The organism is Streptomyces sp. NPDC006384 (assembly GCF_042870695.1).
Classification (GTDB): domain Bacteria; phylum Actinomycetota; class Actinomycetes; order Streptomycetales; family Streptomycetaceae; genus Streptomyces.
In genome coordinates, this window is record NZ_JBIAHR010000011.1 from 173,428 (window position 1) to 195,412 (window position 21,985).

Annotated in this window: 16 protein-coding genes and 1 pseudogene; 13 read left to right on the forward strand and 4 right to left on the reverse strand. The window is 72.1% G+C overall.

Translation table 11 applies throughout. The features are described 5' to 3' along the window. Nucleotides 1-3: 3 nt before the first annotated feature. From ACFYOJ_RS17535 to ACFYOJ_RS17585, 11 genes and pseudogenes are all read left to right on the forward strand, one after another. On the forward strand, nucleotides 4-5,760 hold the full coding sequence (locus ACFYOJ_RS17535; protein WP_356553135.1) for a thioester reductase domain-containing protein: 5,757 nt from the start codon (nucleotides 4-6) through the stop codon (nucleotides 5,758-5,760). An 11-nt stretch (nucleotides 5,761-5,771) separates the two neighbouring features. After that, on the forward strand, nucleotides 5,772-7,124 hold the full coding sequence (locus ACFYOJ_RS17540; RefSeq protein WP_356553133.1) for an FAD-dependent monooxygenase: 1,353 nt from the start codon (nucleotides 5,772-5,774) through the stop codon (nucleotides 7,122-7,124). A gap of 210 nt (nucleotides 7,125-7,334) precedes the next feature. Next, entirely contained in the window at nucleotides 7,335-7,757 is a 423-nt protein-coding gene (locus ACFYOJ_RS17545; protein ID WP_356553132.1) for a DUF4440 domain-containing protein, read from the forward strand. A 146-nt stretch (nucleotides 7,758-7,903) separates the two neighbouring features. Next, nucleotides 7,904-8,743 carry an NAD(P)-dependent oxidoreductase gene (locus ACFYOJ_RS17550; RefSeq protein ID WP_388597245.1) on the forward strand — a complete coding sequence of 280 codons (840 nt, stop codon included), beginning with the start codon at nucleotides 7,904-7,906 and terminating at the stop codon, nucleotides 8,741-8,743. A gap of 147 nt (nucleotides 8,744-8,890) precedes the next feature. Further along, nucleotides 8,891-10,396, forward strand: coding sequence for an NAD(P)/FAD-dependent oxidoreductase (locus ACFYOJ_RS17555; RefSeq protein ID WP_356553129.1), 1,506 nt, complete (start codon nucleotides 8,891-8,893; stop codon nucleotides 10,394-10,396). A gap of 35 nt (nucleotides 10,397-10,431) precedes the next feature. Continuing rightward, a complete protein-coding gene (locus tag ACFYOJ_RS17560) occupies nucleotides 10,432-11,616 on the forward strand; it encodes a cytochrome P450 (RefSeq protein WP_356553128.1) in 1,185 nt (394 codons plus the stop codon). A 149-nt stretch (nucleotides 11,617-11,765) separates the two neighbouring features. Further along, nucleotides 11,766-12,533 (forward strand): alpha/beta fold hydrolase, encoded by a 768-nt coding sequence (locus tag ACFYOJ_RS17565; protein WP_356553126.1) that lies wholly within the window; start codon nucleotides 11,766-11,768, stop codon nucleotides 12,531-12,533. Between the two features lie 854 nt (nucleotides 12,534-13,387). Continuing rightward, nucleotides 13,388-13,780: a hypothetical protein gene (locus ACFYOJ_RS17570; protein WP_356553125.1), complete on the forward strand. Its 393-nt coding sequence runs from the start codon at nucleotides 13,388-13,390 to the stop codon at nucleotides 13,778-13,780. A 5-nt stretch (nucleotides 13,781-13,785) separates the two neighbouring features. After that, nucleotides 13,786-14,469, forward strand: coding sequence for a nucleotidyl transferase AbiEii/AbiGii toxin family protein (locus tag ACFYOJ_RS17575; RefSeq protein ID WP_356553260.1), 684 nt, complete (start codon nucleotides 13,786-13,788; stop codon nucleotides 14,467-14,469). After that, a complete protein-coding gene (locus tag ACFYOJ_RS17580) occupies nucleotides 14,435-14,701 on the forward strand; it encodes a hypothetical protein (RefSeq protein WP_356553124.1) in 267 nt (88 codons plus the stop codon). Before ACFYOJ_RS17575 ends, ACFYOJ_RS17580 begins: the two co-directional genes overlap by 35 nt. Nucleotides 14,702-14,749: 48 nt before the next feature. Then, nucleotides 14,750-16,069 (forward strand): annotated as a pseudogene (locus tag ACFYOJ_RS17585) (ATP-binding cassette domain-containing protein); the annotation flags it as partial. Between the two features lie 42 nt (nucleotides 16,070-16,111). On the opposite strand, the gene ACFYOJ_RS17590 reads toward ACFYOJ_RS17585, so the two are convergent. Both ACFYOJ_RS17590 and ACFYOJ_RS17595 read right to left on the reverse strand, forming a co-directional pair. Beyond that, nucleotides 16,112-17,431, reverse strand: a complete 1,320-nt coding sequence (locus ACFYOJ_RS17590; RefSeq protein ID WP_356553122.1) for an MFS transporter — start codon at nucleotides 17,429-17,431, stop codon at nucleotides 16,112-16,114. Further along, complete coding sequence (locus ACFYOJ_RS17595; RefSeq protein ID WP_356553121.1) at nucleotides 17,428-18,072, reverse strand: helix-turn-helix domain-containing protein; 645 nt, start codon at nucleotides 18,070-18,072, stop codon at nucleotides 17,428-17,430. The genes ACFYOJ_RS17590 and ACFYOJ_RS17595 overlap by 4 nt, the downstream gene beginning before the upstream one ends. Before the next feature lie 162 nt (nucleotides 18,073-18,234). On the opposite strand from ACFYOJ_RS17595, the gene ACFYOJ_RS17600 reads away from it, so the two are divergent. Further along, nucleotides 18,235-19,221: an NAD-dependent epimerase/dehydratase family protein gene (locus tag ACFYOJ_RS17600; RefSeq protein ID WP_356553119.1), complete on the forward strand. Its 987-nt coding sequence runs from the start codon at nucleotides 18,235-18,237 to the stop codon at nucleotides 19,219-19,221. Nucleotides 19,222-19,539: 318 nt separating this feature from the next. Continuing rightward, the gene (locus ACFYOJ_RS17605) at nucleotides 19,540-20,049 is read left to right on the forward strand and encodes a DUF1772 domain-containing protein (RefSeq protein WP_356553118.1); all 510 of its coding nucleotides are present in this window, start codon (nucleotides 19,540-19,542) and stop codon (nucleotides 20,047-20,049) included. Between the two features lie 28 nt (nucleotides 20,050-20,077). Here the strand turns inward: ACFYOJ_RS17605 and ACFYOJ_RS17610 are convergent, their stop codons facing one another. Next, nucleotides 20,078-20,572, reverse strand: a complete 495-nt coding sequence (locus ACFYOJ_RS17610; protein WP_356553116.1) for a DUF1772 domain-containing protein — start codon at nucleotides 20,570-20,572, stop codon at nucleotides 20,078-20,080. A 116-nt stretch (nucleotides 20,573-20,688) separates the two neighbouring features. Continuing rightward, on the reverse strand, nucleotides 20,689-21,522 hold the full coding sequence (locus tag ACFYOJ_RS17615) for an AfsR/SARP family transcriptional regulator (RefSeq protein WP_356553114.1): 834 nt from the start codon (nucleotides 21,520-21,522) through the stop codon (nucleotides 20,689-20,691). Nucleotides 21,523-21,985: the final 463 nt, after the last annotated feature.

The window sequence follows — 21,985 nt, forward strand, 5'->3', positions numbered from 1 at the left end:
CTCATGGCGGATGAGAAAAAGCTCGCTGACTACCTGAAATGGGTCACCGCAGACCTGCGGAAGGCCCGCCGGCGCATCGCGGAACTGGAATCCGGCCGGACCGAGCCGATCGCGATCGTCGGCATGGCCTGCCGCTACCCCGGCGGCGTCCGCTCGGCCGACGACCTGTGGCAACTCGTCGCCGAAGGCCGGGACGGCATCACCGAGTTCCCCGCCGACCGCGGCTGGGACATCGACTCGCTCTACGACCCGGATCCGGACGTCCCGGGCACCACCTACACACGGGAAGGCGGATTCCTCGACGGAGCCACCGACTTCGACGCCGACTTCTTCGGCATCTCACCCCGCGAGGCGCTCGCGATGGACCCCCAGCAGCGGGTTCTCCTGGAGACCGCCTGGGAGACCTTCGAGCACTCGAGGATCGATCCGACCTCTCTCAGGGGCGCCGACGTCGGCGTCTTCGTCGGCGCCGTGGAACAGTCCTACCTGGGACTCGCCGGTCCGCGGGAGCTCGAGGGCTACCTCCTGACGAGCAAGCTCGGCAGCGTCGTGTCCGGCCGGCTCTCGTACTCCTTCGGTTTCGAGGGTCCCTCCATGACCGTGGACACGGCGTGCTCGTCGTCCCTGGTCGCCGTGCACCTCGCCGCGCAGTCGCTGCGCACCGGCGAGTCCCGTCTGGCCCTCGCCGGCGGTGTGACGGTCTCCGGGTCCCCCGGCGGATTCGTCGACTTCTCGCGGCAGCGCGGCCTGGCGCCCGACGGCCGGTGCAAGTCCTTCGCCGCCGCCGCCGACGGCACGAGCTGGTCGGAGGGCGTCGGCCTGGTCCTGCTCGAACGGCTCGAGGACGCCGTGCGGGACGGGCACCGGGTGCTGGCCGTCCTACGGTCGTCGGCGGTCAACTCCGACGGCTCCTCCAACGGGCTCACCGCCCCCAGCGGCCCCGCACAGGAGCGGGTCATCCGGACCGCGCTCACCGGCGCCCGCCTCGACGCCTGCGACGTGGACGTCGTCGAGGCCCACGGCACCGGCACCCGGCTCGGCGACCCCATCGAGGCCCAGGCGCTGCTGGCCGCCTACGGCGATGCGCACACGCCCGAACTTCCTTTGTTCCTTGGGTCCTTGAAGTCCAACATCGGGCACTCGGTCGCGGCGGCAGGCGTCGGCGGTGTGATCAAGATGGTGCAGGCGCTGCGGCACGCCGCCTTGCCGCGGACCCTGCACGTCGACGAGCCGACCCCCTTGGCCGACTGGTCCACCGGTGCGATCGAGCTGCTCACCGAGCACCGCCCGTGGCCGGAGACCGGTCGGCCGCGCCGCGCCGCCGTGTCTGCGTTCGGTGTCAGCGGCACCAACGCTCATCTCATCCTCGAGCAGGCGCCCGAGGAACAGGAGCCCGAGGAACACGGACTCGGGGAGCGGGCGCCCGCCGCCGCCCCGGCGCGGATTCCCACGCTGCTGCCGCTGCCGTTGTCGGCCAGGAGCCGGACGGCGCTGTCCGCCCAGGCGCGCAGCCTGACGGCGTTCCTCGCCGACCATCCCGACCTGGCCGCCGTGGACCTGGTCCACTCGGCGGCCACCACGCGGGCGGCGCTGCCGCACCGGGCCGTGGTCGTCGGCTCGGACCCGGACTCGCTGCGCGAGGCGCTCCGCCCGCTGGCCGAGGACGGCGCCCGCAGCACCGAAGTGCCGCCCGGGAAGGGAAGAATCGGATTCCTCTTCACCGGCCAGGGGGCCCAGCGGGCGGCCATGGGCAGTCGGCTGTACGAGGAGTTCCCGGTGTACGCCGAGGCCTTCGACGCGGTGTGCGCGGAACTGGACCCGTACCTGGACGTCCCGCTGCGCGAGGCGCTCGGCGACGAGGACCGGCTGAGCGGCACGGGTTACGCCCAGCCCGCGCTGTTCGCGATGGAAGTGGCCCTGTACCGGCTGTACGAGGCATGGGGGGTCACCCCGGACTTCCTGGTCGGGCATTCGATCGGCGAGGTGTCCGCCGCCCATGTGGCCGGGGTGCTGTCGCTGCCCGACGCGGCCGCCGTGGTCGCCGCGCGGGGCCGGCTCATGCAGGCCCTGCCGGAGGGTGGTGCGATGGCCGCCCTGCAGGCCACCGAGGACGAGATCACTCCTCTGCTCGGGCACGCGGACGGAGCCCTGACGATCGCCGCGGTCAACGGACCGGTGGCGACGGTCGTGTCCGGCGATCGCGACGCGGTCGAGGAGATCACCCGCACCGTCCGCTCGTGGGGGCGCCGCGTCAAGGAGCTGACGGTCAGCCATGCCTTCCACTCGCCGCTCATGGACCCGATGCTCGAGGAATTCGGCCGGGTGATGCGAAAGGTCTCGCTGAACGCGCCGGCCGTTCCGCTCGTGTCGACGCTCACCGGCCGGCTCGCCTCCGAGGAGCAGCTCCGTTCTCCGGAGTACTGGGTCGACCAGGTGCGGCAGCCGGTGCGCTTCCACGACGCGGTCCGCACCCTCGTCGGCCAGAACGTCACCGTCACCCTGGAACTCGGCCCGGCCACCGTCCTGTCCGCACTGGTCGCCGAGGCCTCGCCGATCACCCCGGTGGCCGCGGTGCGCGACGGGGGGACCGAGGTGCACGACGCGCTCACGGCGCTCGGCGGGCTGTGGTCCGCCGGGGCATCCGTCGACTGGCGGGCCGTCCTCGCCGGAGCCGGCGCGTCCACGGTGGACCTGCCGACCTACCCGTTCCAGCGGGAGCGGTACTGGCTGGAGCCCGCACCGGCCACCGCGCCACCGGCGGCGCCGCCCACCGCCCGGGAGTCGATCCTCCGCGTCGGCTGGACGCCGTTCGACCCGCCCGTCCCGACCGCCCCTTCGGCGTCGGCCTCACTGAGCCTGGTCGGGAGCGACACCCCGATGACGGCAGGCCTGCCGTGGCCCGCCGCCGGCACGCCCTTCGGCGACGTGGCGGACGTCCTGGCCGCGCTGGGCACGGGCGCGCCGTACGACGCCCTTCTCGTCCCCCTGGCGTTCCGCCCGGGCGGTGATGTGCCGCAGCGGGCCCAGGACGCCGCACAGCGGGTGCTGGCGCTGGTGCGGACGTGGCTCGCGGACGACCGCGCCGCCGACACTCCGCTGGTCGTCCTCACCCGTGGGGCCGTGGCCGTGGACGACGCCGGGACCGGCGTGTCGGACCTCGTCGCCGCGCCTCTGTGGGGCCTGTTGCGCTCGGCGCAGTCCGAGGCGCCCGGCCGGATCGTCCTGATCGACATGGACGAGGACCCCCGGTCGGCGGCAGCCGTGCCGGGGGTCCTGGCGTCGGGTCACCCCCAGGCCGCCGTCCGCGCCGGCGGTGTGCTCGTACCCGGCGTCACCGACGTACCCGCAACCGACGTACCCGCAACCGGCGCCTCCGCGACCGCCACGCCCGCGCAGGACACAGCCGGGCACGACACAGCCGCGCGCGAAGCTGACGCAGCGTCTCGTCGCGGGGCTCCGTGGCGTACCGACGGCACCGTCCTGATCACCGGAGGCACCGGCGCGCTCGGCGGGCTGTTCGCCCGGCACCTGGTCCGGGCCCACGGCGTGTCCCGGCTGCTCCTGGTCGGCCGACGCGGACCGGAGGCGGACGGAGCGGCCGAACTGGCCGCGGAACTCACCGGGCTCGGGGCCCGGGTGCGCGTGGCCGCCTGCGACCTCGCCGACCGGGACGCGCTCGCCGCGCTGCTCGGTACCGTCGCCGACGAGCACCCGCTCACCGGGGTCGTGCACGCCGCCGGTGTGCTCGACGACGGCCTGATCCAGGACCTGACCCCGGACCGGCTGGCCGCCGTCCTGCGGCCCAAGGTCCACGCCGCGTGGAACCTGCACGAACTCACCCGCGACCGCGATCTGGACCGCTTCGTCCTGTTCTCGTCCGTGGCGGGCGTCATCGGCGGCACCGCCCAGGCCGCCTACGCCGCCGCCAACACCTTCCTCGACGCGCTGGCCGCCCATCGGTCCGGTCTCGGCCTGCCGGCGACCTCGCTGGCCTGGGGCCTGTGGGAGCAGGAGCGCGGCATGAGCGGGCACCTGACCCGCGCCGAACTCGACCGGATCGCCCGCTCCGGCCTCCTTGCGATCACCGAGGAGACCGGGCCCGAGATGCTGGACCTCGCGCTCGACGCGGGCCGGCCCGCCCTGGTGGTCACCCCGGTCGACCGGACCGCGCTGCGTGCCGACGTCCGGCGGGCGCCGCTGCTGCTGCGCAGCCTGGTCCGGGACGACGGCGCGGCCCCTGGAGGAGCCGGGCCCGAACTCCGGCCGGAGGCCCTGGCGGAGCTGTCCCCGGCCCGGCGCCGGGAGATCGTGGCGGAGTTCGTCCACCGCGAGGCGGCGCTCGTCCTCGGTCACTCCGCGGCCCGGGCGGTCGACGGCCACCGGCGCTTCTCCGACCTCGGGTTCGACTCGCTCACCTCGGTGGAGCTGCGGAACCGACTCTCCGAGGCCACCGGCCTGAAGCTGCCCCCGTCGCTGATCTTCGAGCGTCCCACCCCCGAGGAGCTGGTGGAACACCTGGGCGCCCTGCTCTCCGCCGCGACCGCGGGGGCGTCCGCGGCCGCCGGCGTCGACCTCGCCGCGGAGGTGCGCCTCGACGAGGACGTACGGCCGGCCGGTGAGGTCAGCCGGGTGGCCGACGATCCCCGCGAGATCCTGCTCACCGGCGCCACCGGGTTCCTCGGCGCCTTCCTGCTCCGCGACCTGATGCGGTCCACCACGGCCACCGTGCACTGCCTGGTGCGGGGCGACGACCGGGCCGACGCGACCCGCCGGCTGTACGAGAACCTGGAGTGGTACCAGGTCCGGGACGACATCGTCCCGGCGCGGATCTCCGTCGTCCTCGGGGACCTGACCGCCCCGCGGCTCGGCCTGGACGAGGCCGCGTTCGACGACCTCGCCCACCGGGTCGACGTGGTCTACCACGCCGGCGCGACGGTCAGCTGGGTGCGGCCGTACACCGAACTCGCCGCGGGCAACGTGGGCGGCACCCACGAGGTGCTCCGGCTCGCCGCGGCCCACCGGACGGTCCCGGTGCACTACGTCTCGACCACCGGCGTGTTCCCCGCCCCCGGCCCCGACGCGGCACCGGCCACCGTGGACGCGCCCACCGGGCCAGGACACCTGCTGCACAACGGGTACCTGCAGAGCAAGTGGGTGGCCGAGCAGGTCATCGAGCTCGGACGGAGCCGCGGACTGCCCGTCTCGGTCTACCGCGTGGACGTCGTGTGCGGCGACAGCCGTACCGGCGCCTGCCAGACGAAGGACTTCGTCTGGCTCAGCCTCAAGGGCCTGCTGGAGAGCGGAGCGGTCCCCGGCAGTCTCGCCGGGGTGCTCCACATGGTGCCGGTGGACTACGTCAGCGCGGCGATCACCCACCTCGCGACGCGGGAGGACACCGCCGACCGGACCTTCCACCTCTACAACCGGCAGGACCAGTCGTTCACCGAGTTCGTCCGCCACCTGCGTTCCTTCGGCTACGACCTTCCCGAACTCGACTGGGGCACCTGGTCGGCCCGGGTCCGCCGGGACCGGAAGAACGCCGTCGTCCCCCTGCTGGACTCGTTCGAGGGCATGAACGCCGGGCGCGGCACCACCACCTACCCGCCCATCGACGTCTCGGAGACCGAGCTGGCCCTGCGCGGCAGCGGCATCACCTGCCCGCCGGTCGACCGGGCCCTCTTCGACAAGTACGTGGACTTCTTCGTCCGCGCGGGCTGGTTCCCGCCCCGCGGGCCCCTTCAGGACGCACAGAGAGGGTGAACAACACCACCATGGAGAACACTGGTCGCGAACGAGTGATCGTGCTGGGTGCGAGCATGGCGGGTCTGCTGGCCGCGCACGTGCTGGCGGACCACTACGCCGACGTCGTGGTGATCGACCGCGACGACCTGGCCGGGGACGACATCGGCAGGGGGCACAGCGAGACCCGGCGGGGCGTCCCGCACGGCGGGCACCTGCACAACCTGCTGGCCGCGGGCCTGCTCGCGCTGGAGGACCTGCTCCCGGGCATCACCGAGGAACTCACCGCGGGCGGCGCGGTGGTCGGCGACGGCACCGCCGACGTCCGGTGGGTCGTCAAAGGCACCCATATGCCCAAGCCCCGCTCCGGGCTGCCGCTGCTCTCGGTCAGCCGGCCGCACCTGGAGCGACGGGTGCGCCGGCGGGTGCGCTCGCTCGCCGGCGTGACCTTCCTGGAGCGCACCGAGGCCACGGAGCTGCTGACCTCGCCCGACCGCTCCACCGTGGCCGGCGTCCGGGTCATGGAGGGCGGCGCCCACCGCGACCTGACCGCCGACCTGGTCGTCGACGCGACCGGGCGGCGCACCCGTACCCCGGGGTGGCTGGCGGAACTCGGCTATCCGGCGGTCGAGGAGGAACAGCTCACCGTCAACGTCGGCTACACCACGCAGTACTACCGGCTCTCCGCGGACCGGATGCCGGACGAGGTCTCCATCGACGTCAGCGGCTCGGCGGCCGTGCCGCGGGGTGCTCTCTGCGCCAAGATCGAGGACGGCTGCGCCGTCGTGACCGGTTACGGCGTCGCCGGCGAGTACCCGCCCCGCGACACCGCAGGCTTCCACGACTTCCTGAAGTCGCTGGCCGCCCCCGACATCCACGACGTGGTGCACGACCAGGAGACGCTCGGCGAGCCGCTGTGCTACCGGTTCCCGGCGAACCTGCGACGCCGTTACGAGCGGATGGACGCGTTCCCCGACGGGCTGCTCGTCATCGGCGACGCCGTGTGCAGCTTCAATCCGGTCTACGGGCAGGGCATGACGGTGTCGGCGCTGGGCGCCACCGTGCTGCGCGACCACGTCTCCCGGCCGGCGCCCGTGAACCCGCGGGCCTACCTCGCGGACCTCGCGGCCCGGGCCGTCGACCACGTGTGGGAGCTGACGACCGGCGCCGATCTCGCCTTCCCCGGCGTGGGCGGTGAGCCGACCGAGAACCAACTGGCCGAGTACGCCTACCTGGACCGCCTGCTGGACGCGGCGTCGGGGGACGGGCGGCTGCTCGTCGCCTACGCGCGCGTGGCGTTCCTCCTGGACCCGTCGGCGGCGCTGGTCTCCCCGGAGATCCAGGAGGCGGTGGACCGGGCCGCCGGCCCGGCAGCCCGCCCGTAGCGGAGGCACGTCCCCGACGGCAGCCGCCGTCGGGCGGTCTTTCCCCGGTAATCGAGGCACGCCCCCGCACGTCCGGGCGCGATTACCGGCAGGAGACCGGATCGGGGAGCGGCCGCTGATAGCGTCCGGGGCAATCCGAAGAACTCCCCAACAAATCTGTTCCGTTGCCGCATAAGAGAATGCCGCAGGAACGAATGGAGAAGAAGCGTCGTGAGTGACAGTCAGTACATGCTGGTGTCCGACGTCGACAAGCACCAGGAGGCTTTCGGAATAGCCTTCAACTCCGGCGACGCGGAGGCGGTCAACGCGATGTACACCGACGACGCGGTCGGAGTGTGGGAGCCCGGATTCCCGCTCTACGGACAGGCCCGGCACGATTACGTGGTCGAATTCCTGGCCAAGCGCAAGCCCTCCGTGGAGGCGACCGTCCGCCAGCAGCTGGTGGTGGGCGACACCGCGATGCTCGTCGTCGAGTGGCAGATGGAGGCGCTCGACGAGAACGGCGAGCCCGAGCAGCTCGAGGGCGTGGCCATCGACGTGCTGCGCCAGGGCGAGGACGGTTACTGGCGCTACGTCGTGGACAACCCCTTCGGCGTCAGTGGCCCGTGGGACGCCGAGGCCGAGCAGGCCTGAACCGAGGACGCGGGCACGGGGCCGCCGCCGGCTCCCCCGCACCACCGAACACACATCGCGGCGCCCGCCGCCCGAACTACGGAGACACACCCGTGACCATCCTTCCCCCTGCCGCATCCCCGGTCACCGTCATCGGCCTGGGCCTGATGGGCCAGGCGCTCGCCGCGGCCTTCGTGGCCAAGGGCCACCCGACCACCGTCTGGAACCGTTCGGCCGGCAAGGCCGACCGGCTCGTCGCCGACGGCGCCACCCTCGCCGACTCGGCCGCGAGCGCCGTCGAGGCGAGCCCGCTCGTCGTCGTCTGCGTCTCGGACTACGACGCCGTGCACGGAGTGCTGGACCCGGTCGGCTCCTCCCTGGCCGGCAAGACCGTGGTCAACCTGACCACGGCGAGCTCCACCCAGGCGCGGCAGACCGCCGAGTGGGCGGCCAAGCTCGGCGCCGACTACATCGACGGCGCGATCCTGGCGATGCCGCAGGCCATCGGCACCGCCGAGGCGACCCTGCTGTACGCCGGCTCCAAGACGGCCTTCGAGAAGCACCAGGCCACCCTCCAGACGCTCGGCGAGACCGGCACGGTCTACCTCGACGAGGACCACGGCCTGTCCGCTCTCTACGACATGTCGGTGCTGAGCATCATGTGGGGCGTCCTCAACAGCTTCCTGCACGCCGCAGCGTTGCTGGGCACGGCCCACGTCAAGGCCACCACGTTCGCGGAGATGGCGACCACCGCGATCAACGTGACCGCCGACTACGTCACCGCGTACGCGGAGCAGATCGACGAGGACACGTTCCCGGCGACGGACGCGACCGTCAACGTCCACGTGGGCGGCATGCAGCACCTGCTCGAGGAGAGCCAGGCGCTCGGCGTCAGCACCGAACTGCCGAAGTTCTTCCTGGAGCTCGCCCGGCGTGCGGTTGCCGACGGCAACGCCGAGGACAGCTACGCGGCGATGATCAAGCAGTTCCGCAAGCCGTCCGCCTGATCCTTTTCCGTATTCCGCGCGAGCAGGGCCGGGAATTGCGTCACGGGTCTCACTGCCCGGTCCCGGTCCTGCCCGATTGTCCACAGAAACGATTCATCTTTCTGGAACAGAGCCCACGGGGGAAAACTCTTGCTCAACGATCACGACATGACGAAAAGGGCCGCGTCCCGCGTCTTCCTCTCGCGGAGGAATCTCCTCAGAACGAGCGGCCTGGCCATCGCGGGAACCGCGCTCGGCGCGGGAGTGCCCGCCGCGGCCGAAGCCGCCGAGGGGGCGGATCACACGGCCCGGACCGCGTACGACACCATCGTCGTCGGGGCCGGCCTCGCCGGTCTCACCGCGGCCCGCGAATCGCGGAAGAAGGGGTGCAAGGTCCTCGTCCTCGAGGCGCGGGGCCGCATCGGCGGGCGCACCTGGACCGACACGTTCAACGGCTGGGAGATCGAGCGCGGCGGCGCCTGGGTCGACCCGCTGCAGCCGCACGTGTGGCAGGAGATATCCCGCTACAACCTGACGATCGTGGCGGACCAGGGTCCCGAACGCGTGCTCATGCCGACCCCGGGCGGGTTCCTCGAGACCGACCCGGTCACGGCGTACACCCGGCAGGGAGAGCTGTTCGCGCCGTTCTTCGACGGCTCGGCCGAGTACTTCCCCAAACCCTACGCGCCGTTCACCCGCGAGGACCTGATCACTCCGCTGGACCGATTCTCCCTGCGTGACCGGCTGAACCAGCTGGCCTACTCGCCGGAGGACGAGATGCGGATGACCGGCACGACGGGGCTGTACGGGTCACCCACCTCGCGCGGATCGATGCTGCAGCTGGCCCAGTGGTGGGCACTGGCCGGCTGGAACTACACGGGCTTCTCCGGCGTCAACACCTATCGTCTGGCACAGGGCACCATCGCCCTGGCCAGCGCGATCCTGGCGGACGGCCGGCCGGACCTGAAGCTCAACTCCCCGGTCGCCTCCGTCACCCAGCAGTCCGGAGGGGTGAAGGTGGTGACCCGGGCGGGGGCCGCCTACACTGCGGCCGAGGTCATCATGGCGGTGCCGGTCAACGTGTGGAAGGACATCGCCTTCAGCCCGGCGCTGCCGCAGGCCCACCAGGACGCCACCGCCCAGGGGTACGGCGTGCCGCGCCAGCGCAAGCTCTTCCTGGATCTGACCACGCCCACCGACCGGTTCATCGCCGAGGCGCCGGAGACCGCTCCGTTCGTCATCATCGGGCGGCTGAACGACGACGCCCCCGTCGTCGCCTTCAGCGTGGACGACACCCTGGACGTGAGCAGCCGCGCCGCGGTCGAGGCGGCGGTGCGGCGTATCGTGCCGTCGGCGACGCTGCGCGACCACACCGTGTCGGACTGGGAGGCGGAGGAGTTCTCCCGCGGTGGACCCGCGTTCCGCCGGCCGTACCAGCTGACCCGGCTGCACAAGGCGATGAACAGGCCCTTCGGCCAGGTGAGGTTCTGCGCCGACGACCTCGCTCTCGGCTGGATCGGCTACATGGACGGCGCCATCGAGTCCGGGCTCCGCGCCGCCGGTTCGCCGACGCTGTCGCCGACGCCCGGGGCGACGACGCAGGCGCAGAGCGGTCTGCGCGTGGCTCTGCCGGCGGTCGACCGCAAGGTCTACCGGTCCTTCGTCGGCCTGTGACGACACACCAGCGGACCACGAAGCAGGAGGTAGTCATGCCGGTGCGGGAATCCGCGGCCGAGCCCGTGGAGACGCTGTTCTCCTGGTTCCGTCGGATGCAGGGACAGCACTCGGTCCACCACGACGACGAGTACGGGTGGCAGTTGTTCCGCCACGCCGACATCACCCGCGTTCTCACCGACCCGAAGACGTTCTCCTCGGACACGGTGCGGCTGTTCAACGAACCGCAGCCCGATCTCGACCTGTTCCTCACCGGGAACCTGGTCACCAACGACCCGCCGCACCACCGCAGGCTGCGGCGCGCCGTCAACCAGTCGTTCACCCCGCGTGCGGTGGCGGGTCTCTCGGAGCGGATCGCCCGCACCACCGAGTCCCTCCTCGACCGGCTGTCCGGATCGGACGGCTTCGACCTGATCGAGGCGGTGGCCTATCCCCTGCCGATCATCGTGGTCGCGGAGATGCTCGGGCTGCCGCCCGAGGACGTGCCGATGTACCGGGCGTGGGGCGACGCACTGGGCGCCCTCGACGCGGCGACCGTGCCGCCGAAGGTGATGGAGTCCGAGGTGGCGCCCGCCATCCGGGAGATGAACGAGTACATCCTCGGTCATGTCCACAGGCGCCGGCGGAACCCGGCCGACGACATGCTCACCGGCCTGGCCCACGCCGTCGTCGACGGTGAGCCGCTGCGGGACGTCGACCTGCTCGGCCTGGTCGGCCTCACGCTGTTCGCCGGCCACGCGGCCTCCATGGCGATGATCGGCAACGCGGTCCTCACCTTCGACCGCCACCCCGAGGAACTCGCCGCCGTCCGCGCCGACCGAGCGCTGGTGCCCGGCGCGGTCGAGGAGCTGATGCGCCTGTATCCCCCGTTCTCCAGGATGGCGCGGGTGACCACTGCCGAGACCGAGATCCGAGGACAGCGGATCGGCAAGGGCGAGCTGGTGACCCTGTGGATCGGCGCCGCCAACCGGGACACCGAGCGCTTCACGGACCCGGACCGCTTCGACATCCACCGCGACACCGGCGGGCACATCGCCTTCGGGCAGGGCATCCACTTCTGCCTCGGCGCCCCGCTGGCCCGGCTCGAGGTCGGCATCGCGCTGAACGCACTGTTCGACCGCTTCGACGAGATCACCGTCGACCACGCGGCCGGCGTCGAGTTCGAGAACCCGATGCAGATCATCTGCCCCCGACGGCTGCCGGTCCGGGTCTCCGGCTGATCCGGTATCGGCGCCCGGCGCGCGCTCTCCCGCCCGCCGGGCGCCGATACACGAGCGCGCCGGTCCGCCCGTCAGGTTCACGAAAGGCCCGGACCGGGCGCGCCGTCACCGCCGCGCCGCCCCACACCTCTCCGAAAGGCCCTCCTCACATGGCCCCCACGCCCTCCTACGAGGACATCTGGCTCAGGAGCTTCCATCCCGCTCCGGGCGCCGCGGCACGCCTGGTGTGCTTCCCGCACGCCGGCGGCTCGGCCAGCTTCTACTACCCCATGGCCCGCGCGCTCTCCCCGGGCGTCGACGTCCTGTCGGTCCAGTACCCGGGCCGTCAGGACCGGCGCTCCGAGCCGGTGGTCACCGATATCACCGTGCTCGCCGAACGGATCGCGGACCGGCTGGCCGACACGGCGGACGGCCGGCCGCTGGCCCTGTTCGGGCACAGCATGGGGTCGCTCGTCGCCTTCGAGGTCGCGGACCGCCTCCAGGCCGCGGGTACACCGGTCTCCGCGCTCATCGTGTCCAGCCGCCGCGCGCCCCACCTGTACCGCGCGGACGACATCCGCAACCGGTCGGACGAAGGGGTGGTCGCGGAACTCCGCGAGCTGAGCGGCACGGACTCCGGGCTGCTGGACGACGAGGAGATCCTCCGCATGATCCTCCCCGCCGTCCGCGGCGACTACCAGGCCGTCGAAACCTACCTGCGGACCACGCCCGCCCGCCTGACCTGCCCCGTCCTCGCCCTGGCGGGGGACAGCGATCCACGCGTGAAGACCGAGGACATGAACGGCTGGGCCAGCCACACCACCGTCGGGTTCGACCTGCGGATCCTGCCCGGTGGTCACTTCTACCTGGTCCAGCAACAGAGCGCGGTGCTGGCGGCTGTCAGGGAACGCCTGGGTACCCTGCCTGTGGCCCGCTGACGGGCGGCACGCACGGCACACCGGACACCGCCCCGTCGGCCCGACAAGGTCCGGCGCGACCCGCGCGGGCCGAGTGGATCGCCTCGACCTGCATGGGCGGCCGCGGAACGCCGGCTGCCTCGTGCACAGGCTCGCTCATGCGTCCGCGCTCCTCTCCGGGCCTCGTCCGACGAGCGTGCACCCACATCCCTCTCGTGATCGAGCGCACCTGTGAAACACCACCCGGCCGAAAGCCCGTGCCCTGTCAAAAGCCTCAGTGGCCCCAGGCATCACTCTACGTAATCAGAAGCAGTCGCCAGTGGCCGGGGCTCTCAAGCCCTCATACAGGGGCGCCGCTCCTGGCGGGTGAGAGCACCCGCGTCGGAGCCGCAGGTCCTCCCGCCTGCCGTCATTTCCAGCGTCGTACGAGCGTCAAGATTTTCGGCGAGTCGGCCCACGACAGCTCTCGCGCGCGTCTCGGCAGCGGAGAACCGCAGGTGGGGCGGGTGTACCCCGCCCCACCTGTTGTGTACGACAGAACACGTCGAGAGCCGACCCGGTACGGTGAACCCGCAGGTCAGGTGCCCTTCTTCACCGGCTCCAAGATCGCCACGCACTCCACGTGGTGCGTCATCGAAAAGGTGTCGGCCTGAGCGAGTCAGGGAAAAAACCAGGTCAAAGCCGCTTTCTCGCCTCTTTGCCCTGCTTGCGGCGTCCAGAGCGTCAAACGAGCGTCACGCCGACAGCCCATCCCTGCTGCTCAGGGCAGAAGAGACTGCGCAACCAGCTCACCGGCAGGATCCGCCTCGGCTCACTCCGGACGCCAGCTCGCACATCATGCCCCGCCCTACTTCTCCGGTCGCCATAATGGAGTCATGTCCTCCAGCCCACAACACCTCACACCCACGCCGAGCGACCTCTCGGGAGTGGTCGCCGAGGACCTGGCGCTGTACCGGGAGAAGTTCCGGCGGCGTCTGCCGGAGTCGCTGGACGAGTTGCGCGGCCAGACCCAGGGGGTCGTGGAGCTACCGCTGCACATGGCTTGGTCCGGGATGACCTCCTACGACCTGAGCAAGCCTCGCCAGCGCATGGGCCTGTACCGCACCGTCCTGCACGAGGGCCTGCGCGACGATCTGCCCCGGTATCTCGACCGGGATCTGCTCCTCCAGATGTGGCCGGTTCTGCGCACCCTCGTCGGTCGCACCGTGCGCACCGTGTGGGAAGACGCCTTCCCCCAGCTCGCCTCCCGCACCCGGGCAGCCGCGTGACGGACATGCCGGAGCTGCACACACGGCTCTTGGCGGACGTGATCGCCCTCGGCTCGCCGTATCCCCTGGTCCTCACCGGCGGATATGCGGTGCGGGCGCACCGCCTCGTCAACCGCCCCAGCCAGGACCTTGATGTCGCCACAGAGAACCCGGCGCCCATGGCCGATATCGCGGCCACGCTCCGTAGCGGTCTCGAAGCACGGGGGTGGCAGGTGCATGCACTGGAGACCGCCCCGCTGTCCGCCCGCTTCACCGTGACCGACCCGGCCACGGGGCAGGAATGCGAGGTCGACATCCTCAAGGAGATCTTCTGGCGGCCGGTCGCCCAGAGCCCGTACGGGCCCGTCCTCGCGGAGGAGGACGTGATCGGGACCAAGGTCCGCGCCCTCGCCGACCGCGGAGCGCCCCGCGACCTGATCGACGTGTTCGCGGCCTCCCGCCGCTGGACCAATGCCGAACTCGAGGAGTTCGGCCGCCGCCACGCCCGTGGCCGCTTCGAGCGCGAGGATCTGCAATCGAACCTCACGGGCGCCGAGTGGACCGACGACGAAGCCTTCGCCGCCTACGGCCTGGACGGGGCCACCATCACCGCTCTTCGTACCTGGGCCGTGGAGTGGGCCGACAGCCTCGCGGCCCGACTCCTCGAAGTGTCCGATGATCTGGACATCGACGGCTCGAATCCGGACTGAACCGCATCTGCGAGCTGCCGACGAGACCGACCAGCCCCGTAAAGCCCTCACTCACGCGGGCGAGATCAGCCGCGGCGCGCACAAGAACATCCAGACCCTCAAAGCCGGTTTCCGCGCCCGGGTCATGGACTGGAACGCAGACCCCGAGCCGTTCATCTGGACCAAGACCGCCGAGGAGATCCTCAAATCCCTCGCCCGTTACTGCCGACAGATCTCCGGCGCAGAACACTAACCCCTATGAGCTCTTAGCGTTGTTTTTCCGCGAGAACTACCGGGACCCCTGGAACGAAGGCTCCGCACGGCGGAGGAGACCCTCGCCGACGCGTCGGACGAGGAGCTTGCCGCGTACGGCGAACTGCTGACCGCATACGAGGAACGCGGCGGATACGAGGCGGACGCCCGTGTGGACGCCGCCATGCACGGGCTCGGACTGGCCCGGATCACCCGGGAACGCCCACTCGGCTCGCTGTCCGGCGGCGAGCAGGCGCGCCTCGCACTCGCCTGCACCCTGGCCGCCGCCCCCGAACTGCTGCTCCTGGACGAACCGACGAACCACCTCGACACCGCCGCCGTGCGCCGGCTGGAGGAACACCTGCGCGCACACCGCGGCACCGTCGTCGCGGTCACTCACGACCGCGGCTTCCTGGAACGCATCGCCACCACGATCCTCGAGGTCGACCGGGACGAGCGCACCGTGCGCCGGTACGGCGACGGGTGGGCCGGCTACCGCGCCGCGAAGGCCGCCGCCCGGCGCGGAGCTGAGCAGCGGTACGCGGACTGGGCCGAGGAGGTGGCCCGCGCGCAGGAGCTGCTGGAGGCCGCCGGCAGGCGGCTGGCCATCACCGGCCGCGACCCGAAACAGGGTTTCGGCAAGCACCGCCGCTCCAGCGAGGCGAAGCTCGGCGGGCAGGTGCGCTCGGTGCGGGAGCGCCTGGACCGGCTGCGCCGCAACCCGGTGGCGAAGCCTCCGGAACCGCTGCGGTTCACCACGGCACCGCCGTCGGCAACCGGCGGCCCGGCTCAGGGCACCCTCGCCGAACTCGACGGCATACGGGTCAGGGAACGGCTGCGCCTGGACGGGCTCCTGACGATCGAGCCCCAAGGGCGCCTCCTGGTCACGGGCGAGAACGGCGCGGGCAAGTCGACGCTGCTCCGCGTCCTGGCGGGCGACCTGGAGCCGGACGCGGGCACGGTGCGCCGCCCTGCCCGGATCGGCTACCTCGCCCAGGAACTGCCCGTCCACACCACACGGCTGCCGCTGCTCACCGCGTACGCCGCCGGACGGCCCGGGCCGCCGGACGAGTACGCCGAACAGCTCCTGTCCCTGGGCCTGTTCCGCGAACAGGATCTGCACGTCCCCGTCGCCGCCCTGTCCGTGGGACAGCAGCGGCGGCTGCAGATCGCGACCCTGGTGACCCGGCCCGCCGACCTCCTCGTCCTCGACGAACCGACCAACCACATCGCACCCGACCTGGCCGAGGACCTTCAGGCGGCGCTCGCGGCGTACCCGGGGGCGGTGGTCGCGGTCTCGCACGACCGCGACTTCCGTACGCGCTTCGAGGCTGAACAGCTGGAACTGCACAGCGGCCGCAGACACTGACCCCACCCGGTCAGGGCCACCCCCCTTGAAGCACTCGACACCTCATCGATCCACCGAAGCAAGGGACCCACGGCCTGAGAGGGGCGTGGCCGCACCGCGGTGGGTCCACAGGAGTGCTCCTGCGAGCAGTACGGTGCCTCCCAGCAGCCAGGGCGGCGGGCCCGGCGGAAGGAGGCCGATGGCCAAGCCGGTGAGGGCTCCCACCAGTTGCTGGGCGAGGGACTGGACGGACAGCGCGGTGGCCCGGCCCGAGCTTGTGACGCGGCGGTGCAGAAGAGCGTTCTCGCTCGGCCCCGCCGCGCCGAGCCCCAGGTAGACCAGGCCGTAGCCGACGGCGGCGAGGACCGTGGAACCGGCTCCGGTGAACGCCGCGGTGGCGCCGAGCAGGAGCAGACCGCTCGCGCTCGCGCCGAGGCAGGCCATGACCGCACGTTCGCCGCCGCCCGCAAGCCGGGCGGTCCACGGTGCAAGGTGGCTGCCGATGGCCGCGCAGACGAATCCGGCGCAGGCGAGTGCGGCGAAAAGCACCGCTCCCGACTCCGACGCGCCCGTGAGGGCCGCGGCCCTGCCGGGCGTGAGCAGTTCGGTCGCGGCCAGGGCTCCGCCCGCGGCCCCCGCGCTGAGGAGCACCCGCCGGACCAGCGCGTCCCGGCACCCGAGGCGCAGTCCGCCCATGACAGTGACCGGGATGCCGTGGAGTACGCCGCGCAGGGTGGCTGCCGGCCGGGGCGGCTCCCGCAGAGCGGTCAGGACGTACAGCACGAAGGCGATCTCGACCGCCGAGCCCAGCAGCATCGGAACGGAGAGGGGCAGTACCAGCCCGGACGTCGACTCGCCGAGCCGGGCGCCGAGGTCGGGGCCGAGTCCGAGCAGCCAGGGAAGGGCGCCGCCGAGCAGGGTGCCGGTCGCGAGCGCGGCGGAGGTCGCGAAGCCGCCGCGGGCCAGCCCGGTGCGCAGTTCGGCGTCGGGGCCGGAGTGCGCCTGGACGGTGTCGACGTACCAGGCTTCGGCCGGGCCGCTGGACAGGGCACGGCCCGCGCCCATCAGGGCCATGCCGAGGCCGAGCAGCCAGGGAGCGGTGCCCAGGCCCACGAGGGCCAAGGCGGTCAGGTTCAGCAGGCCGGCGCAGGCCAGAACGGTGCGGCGGCCGAGGACGTCGGACAGTCCTCCGGTGGGCAGTTCCAGCGCGGCGGCGGTGAGGGAGTGCGCGGCGAGGAAGCCCGCGATGGCCGCCATGGCCATGCCGCGCTCGGTGAACAGCAGGATCAGAGGGGCGATGCTCAGCCCGAGGGGCAGCCAGAACAGCACGCAGACCGTGAGGTAGCGGCGGCGTGCGGCGCGTGTGTCCAGCGGGCCGGTCACGACGCGTCCTCGGTCTCTGTCCCCGCGGGGGGAGAGGTGTCCGCCTCGGTGCCGGGGCCGCGCGGTGCCAGGGGCAGTCCGGCGGTGAGGAGGACGACCTGCGCTGCGCGGGGGTCGTCCACGTCACGGGTGGTCAGTTCCTTCAGCTTCCGGTCGAGCACCTCCCAGAGCTCGGTGAGCGACTCCGGGGTCAGACGGGGCATCAGGTCGGTGATGCCGGACGGCTCCACCCACTCCTGGCCCAGCCGCCCGTCGGCGAGATCGGCCTCGTGCCGGGCGAGGGACGCTTCCAGGTGCTCGATCTGGGTTCTGCGCGCCAGGCCGACCCAGGCGTGGCTGCCCGGTGCGGCCGCCATCGCCTTGTTGCTCCAGGAGGTCACCGCGTGCACGGCCTTCCAGCGGCGCTCCCGCCCGTCACGGTGCTCGGCCTCGGCGACGAACGCGTGCTTCGCCAGGACCCGCAGGTGGTAGCTGGTGGAAGCGGACGACTCCCCCGTTCTGACCGCGAGTTCGCTCGCGGTGGCCGGGCCGTCCTGCCGCAGCATCCCGAGCAGCCGGATCCGCAGAGGGTGGGTGAGGGCCTTCAGGGCTGCCGCGTCCCGCTCGGGATCGAGTACGCGTTTGTGCTCTTCGCTGACCATGGCGGGAGGGTAGAACGGCCCGGGGATTTCCCAAAAGTATTTTTGCAAAATTTGTTCTGGAAAGTTTCCGGCTTCCCGGTCCCGGCGCGGGTCCGGCGGCCGGTCATCTGCTGTCGGCCAATCCGCTTGGGCGCGCGGTGGTCCCGGTGCTTGTGTGCGGGTGTGGAGATCCTGGTTCTGGGCGGAACGGCATGGGTGGGCCGAGAGCTGTCGCGGCAGGCGGTCGAGCGCGGCCATCGGGTGACCTGCCTCGCGCGCGGCGAGAGCGGGGAGGTCGCGGACGGAGCGACGCTGGTCGCCGCCGACCGGCGCGATCCGTCGGCGTACGCCCCTCTGCTCGACCGCAGGTGGGACGCGGTCGTCGAGGTGTCATGGCAGCCGGGCTTCGTCCGTGGTGCGCTCGACGCGCTGGGCGGCAGGGCCGGGCACTGGGTGTACGTCTCATCCGGCAACGCCTACGCCTCCCACGCCACGCCGGGAGCGGACGAGTCCGCGCCCCTGCTCGCCCCGACCGACCGGAGCGAGGTCGGCCGCGAGCTGTACGGCGAGGCGAAGGTCGCCTGCGAACAGGCGTCGACGGCCGCCGTGGGCGACCGCCTCCTGATCGCACGAGCCGGGCTCATCGGCGGCCCGGGCGATCACAGCGGGCGCTCCGGCTACTGGGTCGCCCGCGCCGCGCGTGATCCGCGGGGGCCGATGCTGGTTCCCGACACCCCGGCCATGCCCACCCAGGTGGTCGACGTACGGGACCTCACCTCCTGGCTGCTCGACGCCGCGGAGACGGGCACCACCGGCACCTACGACGCCGTCGGCCCGGTCGTCCCGTTCGAAGAGTGGATCAAACTGTCCCGCGCCGTCGGCGGGCACACCGGTCCGGTGGTCACCGCCGGCTCGGCGTGGCTGCTCGCCCACGAGGTGGCCCAGTACATGGGGCCCGAGTCGCTGCCGATGTGGCTGGTCGAGCCGGGCTGGGAAGGGTGGTCGGCCCGGGACGGGTCCGCGGCGCGCGCCGCGGGGCTGCGTCACCGGCCCCCGGCGCGGATGCTGGCCGACACACTGCGCTGGGAACGCGAGCAGGGGCTGGACCGGGAGAGGCGCGCAGGCCTCAGCGCGCGGCACGAACGCGAGCTGCTCGAGGCGCTCGGCTGACGACGCCGGACCGGTCCCCCGGACGCCGCCCGGACTCCGCTCGACGACGGCTCGAGGACCGCTCGTGAAAGCCGGCCCGGAACCGTTTCGCGGGCCGCGGCGGCCGAGGGCGCCCGCCTATCCTCGGGGGACAGCGCGCCTCGACACGATATGTGGACATCAGACCGAAGCGAGGTCGTACCGATGACAGCCGCTCCGTACCCGCAGCAGTACGGTCCCCCCGGCGCTCCCGCACCGCAGACACGGCCGCAGACACAGCCGCAGACACGGCCGCGGACACCGTCGCGGCCGGCCGCCCGTCCGGGCAGGGCCGCCGGGGTGCTGCACCTCGTGTCGGTCGTCCTGCTCGGCCTCATGGCCGGCCTGTTCTTCGCGTACGACATCTCGGTGATGCCCGGTCTCGCCGGGACCGACGACCGCACCTACGTGGCCGCGATGCAGCAGTTCAACGCGGAGATCGACGGCAACGGCCTGTTCGCCCTCGTCTTTCTCGGCGCGCTCCTCGCGGCGGGCGCCGCGGCGTTCCTCGAGTTCCGCCGGGGACACAGGGGCGTCGCCCTGTGGGCGGGCCTGGCCGCCGTGCTGTACCTGGCCGTCCTGATCCTCACGGTGGGCGTCGAGATCCCGCTCAACGACCGGCTCGCCGGCCTCGGTGACCCCGCAGAGGTGCGGGACTTCTCCCTCGTCGACACCTTCGAGGGCACCTGGGCGGCCGTCAACATCGTCCGTACGCTGCTCAGCACTGCGGCCCTGGGCTGCGCGGCGTACGCGGCCAGGCTGCACGGCCGTACGGAGGCGCTGTCGGCCGTGCAGCCCGCCGGCCGTTGAGGCGTCCGGCCGTTCGGCCGCCGGCCGCTCAGCTCCCGCCGTGCACTACGAGGGCCCAGCACAGCAGCCCGGTGGCGGCGGTGCACAGCACGGTGCGCACCACGTTCGCCCGCACCCACGGCCCTTCGAACTCCTCCCGCACGGCACGGGGCTGCGTGATCCTGCCCGGTGCTCCCGCCGCCGCCAGGGCGTTGTTGAGCGGGATGTTCACCCGGCCGGTGACCGTCAACGAGGCGATGTAGCAGACGAGCGCCGAGACGGTGGGCACCATCGCGTCCCGGTCCCCGCCGCCGAACTGCAGCCCGGCCGCGAGTGCGGTGAACACGAGGGCTCCGATGTAGCCGAGGAGGAACCACCCGTTGAGGATGGCCACGTTGATCCGCTGCATCACGTCGATGAACGTGCGGTCGTCCCCGCCGCGCAGTGCCGGCATCACCGATATGGCGAATCCGTAGAACAGCCCGCTGACCAGCCCGGTGGTCACCGTGGCCGCGACGAGCGCGAGCGTTTGTGCGATCTCCATTGTCCGAACCTTCCGCTTCTGCCGGCCTGTTGCGCGTCCGCCGGTCAACTCTTCGCCGCTCGGGGCGGTATGTTCCGGCGGCCGGCCGGCCGCCGGGCGGGGTCAGCCCACCCGGATCACGGCCCGCCCACCCGGATCACAGCCCGCCCGCCGGTCTCCGGGCCGCGGGCCGCCACGGGCTCCGGGCCGGCCCTCAGGATGGAGCGCTGCAGCCGGCTGATCGTCGCCGACGGCTCCAGGCCCAGTTCGCGTACGAGGGTGGTGCGCAGCCGCTGGTAGACGTTGAGCGCCTCCCCGCGCCGGCCGGAGCGGTGCAGGGCCAGCATGAACTGGCCGTGCAGACTCTCGTGCATCCGGTGCCGGCTGACGAGGACGGTCAGCTCGGACAGCAGCTCGCGGTGGCGGCCGAGCCGCAGATCCGCCTCGATGCGCCGGTCCAGCGCACACAGCCGGGCCTCCTCCAGGCGCTCGACCTCCAGGCCGATCCGGTTGCCGGCGGTCACGTCGGCGAGCGCGGAGCCGGTCCACAGCGACAGTGCCTCCCGCAGCCGCCGCGCGGCGGCGGTGAAGTCCTCGGCGTCCATGGCCCGATAGCCCGCATCGGCCTGCTGCTCGAACTCGCGGAAGTCGACCCGGCCGCCGCGGGTCTCCAGGCGGTAGCCGCCGGGGAGGGTGACCAGGATGTCCTTGGCGGTGACAGCTCCCTCACCGGCCTTGGCCAGTGCCTCGCCGATGAGGTCGCGCAGTTGGAGGACGTACGTCTGCAGGGTGGTGCGGGCGCTGCGCGGCGGTTCGTCGCCCCACAGTTCCTCGATCAGGGAGGAGACCGGGACCACCCGGTCGGCGTGCAGGGCGAGCAGGGCCAGTACCCGGCGCGGTTTCGGAGCCGTCGGTGTGATCGAGACGCCGTGCTCGCGTACGGACAGCGCTCCCAGAACTTCGATGTCCACTGTGCTTCTCCCCCTCGGACCCCACGCCGGTTGCGTGCGGACCCATGCCGCGAGGGCCGCCCCTTGATCGCCCGGACGGCGTTCGATGACGCAGGCTAGGACACGATTAAAAAAACAGCATGGTTGGTTTGTCAATGAGAAAGGAGAAACCTTCAGACCCGCGAGGCGTCCGCCCGTCGGCGCCGACCGCCCCCGGGCAGCGGTGAAGCCGACGTGAAGTGCCTTTCCTTCAACGGAGTTGCCGCGCCGAGGCAGTGCCTCACCGATGCCGGCACGGCACGGTGAGGCAGCGGCGACCGGGACGCGACCCGGCTCCCGACAGCGAGTCGCGCCCATCACTCCGAGTAACATAAAGGGCATATCACTCCAGAAAGCAGACCAGTCAGTCTGTTTCTGTCGTCCCGCCGCCTCCCCCACTCCGGAGCCCGGCCGGCGGGCAGGTGACCGCCGGAGCTGCCACCAA

What these genes read in the sequence shown, in the direction of transcription:
- ACFYOJ_RS17575 (WP_356553260.1), top strand. Translation starts at nt 13,786, where the DNA reads ATGCCGGAGCTGCACACACGGCTCTTGGCGGACGTGATCGCCCTCGGC.
- ACFYOJ_RS17610 (WP_356553116.1), bottom strand. Translation starts at nt 20,572, where the DNA reads ATGGAGATCGCACAAACGCTCGCGCTCGTCGCGGCCACGGTGACCACC.
- ACFYOJ_RS17555 (WP_356553129.1), top strand. Translation starts at nt 8,891, where the DNA reads ATGACGAAAAGGGCCGCGTCCCGCGTCTTCCTCTCGCGGAGGAATCTC.
- ACFYOJ_RS17595 (WP_356553121.1), bottom strand. Translation starts at nt 18,072, where the DNA reads ATGGTCAGCGAAGAGCACAAACGCGTACTCGATCCCGAGCGGGACGCG.
- ACFYOJ_RS17550 (WP_388597245.1), top strand. Translation starts at nt 7,904, where the DNA reads ATGGGCCAGGCGCTCGCCGCGGCCTTCGTGGCCAAGGGCCACCCGACC.
- ACFYOJ_RS17565 (WP_356553126.1), top strand. Translation starts at nt 11,766, where the DNA reads ATGGCCCCCACGCCCTCCTACGAGGACATCTGGCTCAGGAGCTTCCAT.
- ACFYOJ_RS17560 (WP_356553128.1), top strand. Translation starts at nt 10,432, where the DNA reads ATGCCGGTGCGGGAATCCGCGGCCGAGCCCGTGGAGACGCTGTTCTCC.
- ACFYOJ_RS17535 (WP_356553135.1), top strand. Translation starts at nt 4, where the DNA reads ATGGCGGATGAGAAAAAGCTCGCTGACTACCTGAAATGGGTCACCGCA.
- ACFYOJ_RS17580 (WP_356553124.1), top strand. Translation starts at nt 14,435, where the DNA reads ATGATCTGGACATCGACGGCTCGAATCCGGACTGAACCGCATCTGCGA.
- ACFYOJ_RS17540 (WP_356553133.1), top strand. Translation starts at nt 5,772, where the DNA reads ATGGAGAACACTGGTCGCGAACGAGTGATCGTGCTGGGTGCGAGCATG.
- ACFYOJ_RS17570 (WP_356553125.1), top strand. Translation starts at nt 13,388, where the DNA reads ATGTCCTCCAGCCCACAACACCTCACACCCACGCCGAGCGACCTCTCG.